At 36.6% G+C, this 10060-nt stretch carries 6 protein-coding genes; 3 read left to right on the top strand and 3 right to left on the bottom strand.

Features of this window, described 5'->3' with window-relative positions; genetic code table 11:
• The coding region (locus BM141_RS21480; protein WP_091549504.1) for an efflux RND transporter permease subunit at positions 1–2832 on the top strand (2832 nt) is incomplete at its 5' end.
• Positions 2833–2866: 34 nt separating this feature from the next.
• On the opposite strand, the gene BM141_RS21475 is transcribed toward BM141_RS21480, so the two are convergent.
• From BM141_RS21475 to BM141_RS21465, 3 genes are read right to left on the bottom strand one after another with little or no spacing between them, the layout of a single operon-like run.
• A complete protein-coding gene (locus BM141_RS21475) occupies positions 2867–3439 on the bottom strand; it encodes an ion channel (protein ID WP_091549503.1) in 573 nt (190 codons plus the stop codon).
• Positions 3436–5445: a tetratricopeptide repeat-containing sensor histidine kinase gene (locus BM141_RS21470; protein ID WP_221407733.1), complete on the bottom strand. Its 2010-nt coding sequence runs from the start codon at positions 5443–5445 to the stop codon at positions 3436–3438. Before BM141_RS21470 ends, BM141_RS21475 begins: the two co-directional genes overlap by 4 nt.
• Before the next feature lie 56 nt (positions 5446–5501).
• Complete coding sequence (locus tag BM141_RS21465; RefSeq protein WP_091549501.1) at positions 5502–7856, bottom strand: TonB-dependent receptor; 2355 nt, start codon at positions 7854–7856, stop codon at positions 5502–5504.
• Positions 7857–8146: 290 nt separating this feature from the next.
• Between BM141_RS21465 and BM141_RS21460 the strand changes: the two genes are divergently transcribed.
• Both BM141_RS21460 and BM141_RS21455 read left to right on the top strand, forming a co-directional pair.
• The gene (locus BM141_RS21460) at positions 8147–8533 is read left to right on the top strand and encodes a hypothetical protein (RefSeq protein ID WP_143091061.1); all 387 of its coding nucleotides are present in this window, start codon (positions 8147–8149) and stop codon (positions 8531–8533) included.
• A gap of 250 nt (positions 8534–8783) precedes the next feature.
• Positions 8784–9530: an acyl-CoA desaturase gene (locus tag BM141_RS21455; protein WP_091549499.1), complete on the top strand. Its 747-nt coding sequence runs from the start codon at positions 8784–8786 to the stop codon at positions 9528–9530.
• Positions 9531–10060: the final 530 nt, after the last annotated feature.

The following is a 10060-nucleotide window of genomic DNA, read 5'->3' as shown; positions in this document are numbered from 1 at the left end:
GCAGAAAGCAGAGATGGCTTAGCTGTCATCAAGCTATCTTTTGACTACGGCACAAACATTAACCTTGCTTACATAGAAACCAATGAGAAAATAGATGCACTGATGGGTAGCTTGCCGCGCGATATGCCCCGCCCCAAAGTCATCAAAGCAAGTGCTTCCGATATTCCTGTATTCAATCTCAATGTAAGTTATAAGTCGGCTAACTCCCCCTCCTCTGGGGAAGGACGGAGTGGGGCTAAAAATGAATCCAACTTCCTCTCTCTCAGCGAATTTTGTGAAAATGTGCTCAAAAGGCGTTTAGAGCAGTTGGACGAGGTCGCCTTAGTCGACCTGAGTGGGCTTTCTTTGCCAGAAATGGTGATTATCCCTGACCAAGGCAAGCTATTGAGTTTGGGCATGAACGAGCAGACGCTTTCGCAAATTCTTCAGAGAAATAATATAGAGTTAGGCAACCTTACCGTCAAAGATGGACAGTACCAGTACAACATTCGCTTTAACTCTGTGCTTCGCAGCAAGGAAGATATTGAAAATGTGTATTTTAAAGTAGGGGAAAACCGTATTTTGCAAATCAAAGAGGTAGCTACTGTTCAGCTAAGACCACAAAAATTGCGTGGTTTTTATACCTACAACGGCAAGCGGGCTGTAGTCATGTCAGTTATCAAACAAGCCGATGCCCAACTCTTGCAACTGCGAAAAACCTTGCAAAGCCTAAGCAAAGAGTTTGAAAAAGACTATCCCCAATTAGAGTTTCACATCAGCCAAGACCAAACCGAACTCTTGGACTTATCTATTAACAACCTCATTTCTAACTTATTGGTAGGAGGCTTTTGTGCTTTTGTGGTGATTTTCTTTTTCTTAGGTGATTTCAAAGCTCCTGTTTTGATTGGCGTTACCATTCCTGTTTCGCTGATAGTTACTTTTTTGTTTTTCTATCTTTTTGGCATTTCCATCAATGTGGTTTCCTTAGCTGGTTTGGTGTTGGGGATAGGCATGGTAGTCGACAGTGCAATTATCGTGATAGAAAACATAGAGCAGTTTAGAGAAAACGGTTACACCTTAGATGATGCTTGTATTGCAGGTACTAACGAAGTAATGATGCCCTTGTTTACTTCTATCTTGACCAATTCTGCGGTCTTTCTGCCTCTGGTATTCATCAGTGGGGTAGCAGGTGCTTTATTTTTAGACCAAGCCCTCTCTGTTTCGCTGGCTTTGGGCATTTCTCTGCTTTCTTCTTTTACCCTTATTCCTGTGTTATATAGGCTGTTTTACTTTCATCAAAAAAGCTATATTCCAAAGCCACCTTCTTTTTTCATGCGCCAAGTAGAAAAAGGGTATTATTGGCTTATGACTTTCATTTTTAAGCGAAAAGTAGTTTCCATTGGCTTTTTTGTAAGTTTGATTTTTTTAGCTATATTTCTTTCTTTTTCCATTCCTAAGCAAGGAATGCCTGACATTAGCCGAACAGAATTGGAGGCAAAAATAGATTGGAACGAAGCGATTACTGTGGAAGAAAACGAAGCAAGAATCTCAAAAATTAACAAGGGACTGTCAAATTTTGAGGGAAAACTACTTTATACAAGTGCTTTCATAGGGCAACAACAATTTTTGCTCAATCGCGAACTCCAGCAAAACTTTAATGAAACCTTACTTTCCATAAAAGTAGGGGATAATCAAACTTTCTTTGACTTACAAGCCAAACTGCAAACTCTTTTTAAGCAAGATTTTCCAAAAGCCAATGTGAGTTTTTCTGCGGCTAAAAATATCTTCGAACAACTTTTTAACACCACCCAAGCCCCCTTGGTCGCTCGCTTTACCAACAACCAAGAAGCAGAGGTACCCACCCCTGCCCGCATGGAAAATGTGTATCAAAATCTAAGTAAAAAAGGGCTTTATACAGAGTTTCCCTCTTTGCAAAGTCGTTTACAGATTGAAATTCTAAAAGAAAAACTCCTACTCTATGAAGTAGAGTACGAAAGAGTCTTCACTACCCTAAAAACACTATTTAATGAGAACAATTTAGGCAACTTAAAAGCAGAACAACGCTACATTCCGATTGTTTTGGGTGGAGAAGAGCAAGAAATCAATACGCTTTTGCAGAAAGCTACTGTACAGAACAGCAAAGGTCAAAATATTTACTTAACTCACCTCATTCGGGTCAGCACCCAACAAGACTACAAGTCCTTTTTCTCTGCAAGTGAAGGCGACTTTATCCCTTTCAGTTTTGATATTGATGCAGAGAAAATCGCAGAAAGTCAAGCCGTTATCCAAAAAATAGCTCAAGAGGATGGGAATTTAAGCCTTACTTTCTCAGGGAGTTACTTCCGAAATCTTGCCTTTATCAAAGAGCTAACTGTTGTGATTTTAGTGGCGATTGGCTTGTTATTTTTCATTCTTGCCGCCCAGTTTGAGTCGCTCTTACAACCCTTTATCGTAATGATTGCCGTAGTTTTTGGGCTAACAGGCTCTATGCTAATGCTGTTTTTAGCAGGGAACTCTCTCAATGTGATGTCTGCTATAGGCATGGTCGTACTGATAGGCATAGTAGATAACGATTCTATCCTAAAAATAGATACCATGAACAAAAGCAGGGAAACGCACTCCCTTATGGAAGCAATCAAGTTAGCGGGCAAGCGACGGCTCAAAGCCCAACTGATGACTTCTCTGACCACGATTTTAGGCTTAACTCCTACTTTGTTCTCATCAGGTTTGGGAGCAGAATTGCAGATTCCACTTGCGCTCTCTGTAATTGGAGGTATGCTTTTAGGCACACTGATTTCTGTTTCTTTTATCCCTCTGATGTATTGGTTTATGTATAGGAAAAAAGGAGTATAAAATCTTTAGATGTATTTTAGCATCATTACGTTATCTAATCGTGCTTCCCTTTGCTTATAATAGCAGGTTTTTCTTTTCTTTTTTTCATAAAATTGGATTCTTCTATGGATTGCTTCAAGGTTACAAAATCAGTCAGTACATAGAGAATAGTCATAAAAGAAATCAAATCTTGCATCATTACCAAAGATTTGGAGGGAATCGTCTTAGGTAAAATCTCGCCATACCCGAAATTGGTATAATTCAAAACGCTAAAATAAAACCACTCAAAAATGATTTCTCCCAAAGAAAAATCCGTATTGACCCCTTCAAAGCTCGCAGGATTTATATGATAGATAGATGCATAATCTACGGCAAATGAGCAAATAATGAAGAAAATATTAATCGTAGTAATGATAAGAAAGCGATGATAAGAAACATTATGCTCTATGACTTTCATCACGATATAATAAGATTGATATACGAAAAAAATGACCTTGAAAAGAGCAACTATGGGAATGATGACTTCTGCATAGATAGATTTAGGGAAAAAATACTCATCTAAGAAAATGATAAACCACCCTAAAAAGATGATGACAATACTTTTGATAAAAATTTCTTTGATTTTCATGCTATGTCTTGCAAGGTTAGAGGGGATTTATCCATTTCAGTACTAAGTATTTCTTTCTGAACAGGTAAAGGTAAGGTAAAGTAAAAATCTGTTCCTACACCAATTTCGCTTTCTACCCAAATAGTTCCACCATTTTTTTCTACAAATTCCTTGCACAGTAGTAAGCCAAGTCCTGTACCTTTTTCTCCTTCTGTACCTTTGGTAGAAGTCGATTTATCTATTACAAAAAGCGTCTTGATTTTTTCTTTGTCTATGCCTATGCCTGTATCACTCACGCAAATAAGCCTCTCCTCTTGTTTTTCCTTTGTCCAAAGGGTAATTTTTCCGTTTTTAGGGGTAAATTTAATCGCATTGGCAATAAGATTTCGCAAGATAAGTATTACTTGGTCGGGGTCGGCATAAACGAGCGTATGAGGCGTTACTTGGCAGTCTAAGGCAATATCCTTTTTAAGCAAATCTAAGGCAAAAAACTTATGCAATTCCATGATTACTTTTTGAATATCAAATACTTCCTTTTGAGTCCGCAAACCGTCCATTTGTGCATAAGCCCAATGAAGCAGGCTATCTAAGGTATTTTGCACAATACCAATATTTTTACCCAATTCTTTAGCAATGCGAAGCATATTCTCAGTGTCAATATTTTGATTTTCAAATAGTTCTAATGAGTTTTGTAAGCTGGCAATAGGACTTCTAAAATCATGACCTATGATAGCTAAAATCTTGTCTTTGGTCTGATTGAGTTGCTGAAGATGCTTAGTTTGCTGTGTAATTTTCTCGTTTTGCGCTGCTATTTCATTGCGTTGTCGGAGAACAATTTTATAAGCCTCTTTTTTCTGATTCATATTTCTGAAAAGTAAAAGAGCAAATATTGTTGTGGCAAAAAGTAAAAAAAGAGTTACTACGAGCCAAGTATTTTTTTTTATAATTTCTGCTTGCTTAGTAATGTTTTCTTCACTTAGTGTTTGTTTCTCTTTTTTAGAAAATTCATTTTCAACAAGATAGGTTTGTTTCTCTATTTGGTAGATAGAATCCCTCAACTGGATATAAAGGTTTTGGTAGTAAAATGCGTTTTTTATATCTTGCTTTCTCTGGTATAAATCGCTCAAAAGCCTGTAAGCAACATGAAGTTCGTAAGGGAAATAGTACTTTTTACCTATCTCAATACTTTTGAATAAATACTCGAGGCTGGGTTTGTCTTGCTTAGTTTGAAAGTAAATAGAGGCAATTTTTGTATAAGTGCTAATGAGCATAAAGTTATTCTCGTATTCTTTGGCATAGCTGACTACTTGTTGGTATGCTTCTAAGGCTTTTTCGTATTTTTGTTTTTTTACATAAATATCGCCCAAATTCCTTAGAGCAAAGCCTGTTGTATAAGGGAAATTATTATTTTTCCCTATTTCAATGGCTTTTTCTGTATAGAAAAGTGCGGAATCAAGTTCATTTTTTTCTATGTAAGCATACGCCAGATTGTTGTAAGAGCGGGAGTACAGGTAAGGGAATTTGTTAGCATTACTCAGTTGAATAGCCTCTTGCAAGTGCTTGATAGAGAGGTCATACTCTTTTTGGTCGCTAAAAGTTGTGCCAATGGTATTGAGATTATTAATCTGCTCTTCTATATCGCCTAACTTTTCTGCCATTTGCAGGGCTTGAGTAGCATAAGAAAAAGAGTTTTGCGTATCATCTCTACGATAGAAAATCCAGCCCAAATGACTTTTAGCTTTCATTAGCCCTTTGGTATAATTGAGTTTTTCTGCTAACTTCTCTGCTTCCAATCCATAAGCTAAGGCTTTTTGGTTGTCTGTATTCCTAAGCTCAAAAGCCAAGAGGTTCAGCAGGTTTACATATTGGGTATCTTGTTGGTTTTCATACTTTTTTAAACAAGCTATAAGACTATCGGTTTGGCTTTTTGTTTGAAAAGCCAAAGCAATTGCCACTATTTTTAAAGAAAAAAATAAAAATAAACTTGCTCTTAGACGCATGAAAAATGATAAAGTAGGAAAAAACACCTCTAAGTTAGGATTTTAAACCAGAAAAGCAAGCAATAAGTCTTTTTTTGTACCTATTACCATTCCCATTTTAGGCTTATTCCCCAAGTGTAGTTCCTCGGCAGGGCAGGATAATAGTAGCGTGGGGGAGCAGTCGGCGTTCCAGCCGCATTTATCAAAATCATAGAAGCATACTTGACATCAAAAAGATTATTGATATAAGTAAAAATATTGATTTTAAGCTGATTAAATAACTTCTTCTGCCAACCCAACTTTGCATTTGCGACTTGATAAGCCTCAGAAAAGAGCGTATTATTGTCCAAAATAGGCATTCTATCTACAAACTGAAAATTTAAGTTGGTGTAAAATCCTAAGCGGCTATTGGCATCTACGCCCGCATTAAAAGTATTTTTAGGCGTACCTGTAAGCATATTGCCAGAAAAATTGTTGTTGCCGTCTATAAATTCCTTGAATTTGTAATCTGCCAAGGTATAATTGGTAAAAAAGAAAAGATGCGAAACAAAGGCTTTCTCATTTTGGATAGCTTGGTAGTTCAGATTGATTTCCAAGCCGTTGTGTTGAGTTTTTCCTGCATTCACCCCTACAAAGGCATCGTCCCCTGTACGGCGAGCTACCAACAAGTTGCGGATTTGCATAGAGTAAATCGCAATGTCATAGAATAACTTGTTTTTCAATAGATTACCCCTGCTCCCAATTTCATAAGTATAGCCGTCCTCGGGTTGAATATTAGGATTGATAGCCCCAGAGGGCAGGAGGGTTTCGCTCAGAGTAGGCGGAGAAAAACCATGACTTAGATTTGCATGAATAGATTGCTTTTCAGTGAGTTTATAGTTTATCGCCAATCGTGGAGAAATCATTTTTTTAAATCCGTAATTCCCAGAAAGATTTTTCCCATCACCTACAAAAAGGTCAATATATCGATAGTCAGTATCATTCAAGTTTAAACCTAAAGAAAACATCATTTTCTGAGTCAGAGGCAAATCCGCTTGGGCAAAAATATTGAGATAGTTGCGTTTTTCCTCTTGGTCGCTGAGGGCATTGCCCAAGATTTGGTTGTTGTTTTGGTAAGTTCCCCAAGCATAAAACTCGCTAAAATACTCCGTGCCAAGCATAAAAATAGGCTTGAAATCCTTGATTTGAGGAGAAAAATTCAGGCGATTCCTAAAACCATAAGAAAAAGATTTTTCTCTCAAAAAATTAAAAGGTCTTGGCTCGTCAGAGTTGCGAAAAGCGCTAAACAAACTCAGCGTATTTTGCAAATTATCAGTGAGTTGGTGAGCAATAGAAACGCCAAACAAGCCTTTTTGGTAATCTTCATAGCCCTTGCTTCTTAGCCAAGTAGGTGCGGCGGCACGAGGATTGTTTTTAAAAGTATTAAAATCAATGGAACTTGGAATAAAGGCTTTGAGTTTGATGTAATTGGCTAATATAGCAATCGTTGTTTTTTCGCCACTTGCAAACTGCCCCGTCAGTCCGATAGATTGGCGGTCAGTTTGGTTATTTTCTCGGTAGCCGTTTGTATGAAAATTAGTATAGGTCAAGTTAAAATTTCCATTGGCATCGCCCGTCTTAAAACTCACTACATTGCGCCTTAGTCCAAAAGAGCCTACAAAAAAATCTGAACTCAAAGAAGTCTTGCTAAAATCTGCTTTTTGGGCATGAAGTAGCACCGTTCCTCCTAATCCTGCTCCATAAATACTTGAATTTGTACCTTTTAAAATTTCTACTCTGTCTATCAGGCTCAAATCTATGTCCTCTATGCTCGTTTCGCCGTCGCCCGAAGTAAGCGGAATATCATTAAAATACGCCCTGACTTTGTTTGTGCCAAAAAGCGAGCGCGAACCGATGCCACGAATGGTAACTCGATTGGTCGTAAAAGTCCCTGCATGCATATAAATTCCTGATATTCTATTCATTGCATTAGAAATACTTATGTCATTATCTCTATGTAGTTCTTTGGCAGTAATGACGGAAACTGCTCCTGCTACGTCTAAAAACTTTTGATTATTTTGGTAAGCAGAAACGATAACTTCTCCAAGTTGGGTAGTATTTGCCTGTAAAGCAATGAGATAAAAACTTTGATTGGCTTTGATTTCTACTTCTTGGCTTTCGTAGGTCAGGTGGGTAATTATTAGTTGTTGGTTGTTAGTTGCTGGTCTTTTGTTAGTGGTTTCTTGTTGGTTGTTAGTTGTTAATTTCTGGTTGTTGATTGATAATTGCTCACTGTTAATTTCAAACTCACCTTTAGCGTCAGTGATGGTTTGAATTTCTGTGTTTTTGACTTTGATAACTGCGTTGGCAATAGGCTCTCCATTGGTTTGGTCGATGACTTTGCCTTTGATGAGATTTTGGGCAAAGATAGTACTGAAGAGAAAAAGGCTGATAGTCAGGAAGAAATATATTTTTTTCATGGATTTTGTAAAGTTATACTTTTTGACTCCAAAAGTACGATTTTTAGCATTTTTGGAGAAGAAAATTCAAGGTGTTGGGTAAACTATGTAAGTTTTTTTTGATGTAGTTAAATAATTGTATCAAAAATGAACACTTCATAAAATAAGAATGAACACTTTTATCATACTTTTATTTACTCATAAATTTTTATCATATTAATAATCAATTATTTATATTTTTTGGCACATGCTTAGCATATAATCATGCGTAATCAAATTAATTATACAAAAACTTAAATACTTAAATTAACATGAAAAAGTCAATTGTTTTATCCGTAATATTTGCTATGATTTTAGTAAACAACTTGTTTGCAAATGGTCTTGATACTTTGGTTAAAAGCGATAAGCCTAAGAAGCCAACTCCTATTAAGGAAGTCAAGAAAAAACCCGAGGCTACTTTGTCAAAGGCTGAGATTGATTTCATAGAGGAAATAGACGAGTTCTATTCTCAGAAATATGAAAATCCATTAAAAGTTTTAGAAAGTAAAATTGAGAAGGTAGTCGTAGTTAATGCAGAAGGTCAGATTATCTTAGAAACCAAGGTTTCTGATGGGAAAGTACGTACTTCTGATTTACCTGTGGGGGCAGAAAAATTGATGACCAGAGGGAATACTGAGTATTATTTCATTATCGATTAACTGTAAAAATAATTTAAGAGAAAGAGTATAGGTAATCTGATATAAAAAATAAGACAGATATAATCTTAGGTATCAATCATTAAAACTGAAAAATAAGAAACATAGCCAAATAGAAAGAAGTTAATTTTGAACTGTAAGGCAAAAACCTTACAGTTTTTTTTTTATAAAGGAGGCATTTATTGACTTGTTTGCATTATTTTTACACCTTAATTTTTAAGTATTCCAATTATTTAATTTTCGTTTTTTAATTATGGCAGTATCCATTTTCTTTGTATCTCATTGGTACTTATCGCTATTTGCACAAACATTTTTCTTACACCGCTATGCTTCCCACCAAATGTTTACGATGAGTAAATTTTGGGAAAAGTTTTTTTATGTGATTACTTGGCTCTTTCAGGGTTCTTCTTTTCTTAGCCCTTATGTGTACGGCATCCTGCATCGCTTACATCACGCCTACGCCGATACAGAGCAAGACCCTCACTCGCCCAAATATTCAGAAAATCTTTTTGTTATGATGTGGAAAACAAAAAATATTTACAACAGCATTCTCAAAGGAAAAGAGCAGATAGAAGAAAGATTCAAACGCAATATTCCTCACTGGGGCTTTATGGAAAGATTGGGAGATAATTGGCTTTCCCGCATAGGTTGGGGGGTAGCTTATGTAATTTTCTATGTGTTTTTTGCTACGGAGTGGTGGATGTACCTTCTGTTACCTATTCACTTCATCATGGGACCTGTTCACGGGGCTATTATCAACTGGTTTGCTCATAAATTTGGCTACACCAATTTTAAGCTAAAAGATACTGCAAAAAATCTCCTTCCCTTTGATTTCTTGATGTTTGGCGAAAGTTATCACAACAATCACCACAAGTTTGGCGGCAGAGCCAATTTTGGCATCAGATGGCATGAGTTTGACCCTGCCTACCCTATTATATTGCTAATGAATAAGTTACGCATTATTCGTCTAAAGAAGAACAATGACGCTAACTATATGTAACAATAGTTGATTTGATAGTATATTTTGAAAAAGGGCTTGCTTCGCTTTGAGTGAAGCAAGCCCTTTTACATCCTTCTCCACTGCAAGGTATTTGCAGTGGCTTTTTTTGGAGGGAATCTGGATATTGGCTATCTTTGCAAAGTACAATTCAGCCAAGCAAAAGAAACTATTTTTTTTTTTTCCTGCCTTTTCCCTTCCTTGCAACGATAGTTTTTACTCATACGTACTGACAAAGATTTTGCTTTAAAAGTATTCATTGTAAAATTTGTACTTTGGCGAACACTCAAAAACTAATCTTCACTTTAAACTTCTCAGGCTTTTACTATTCTATTTTTTTCAAACAAAATTCTTAAATTAAAATGATTCAAACAGTTAAAAATCAGGGGTTTACCCCCCCCGAAAGCTATTGCTTTGCTGGACTTGCGTCTTTTTCGTACTGACCAGTGGCTTCTCCTCAGATTTATTTGCACAAGTGGGTAGCGTTACTATCAATGGGAATCAAAATGTAACAGGAGGGAGTACATGGACTT

Origin of the sequence: Thermoflexibacter ruber (assembly GCF_900113045.1) — a bacterium.
GTDB lineage: Bacteria > Bacteroidota > Bacteroidia > Cytophagales > Thermoflexibacteraceae > Thermoflexibacter > Thermoflexibacter ruber.
This window is presented reverse-complemented; position numbering and strand designations above follow the sequence as displayed.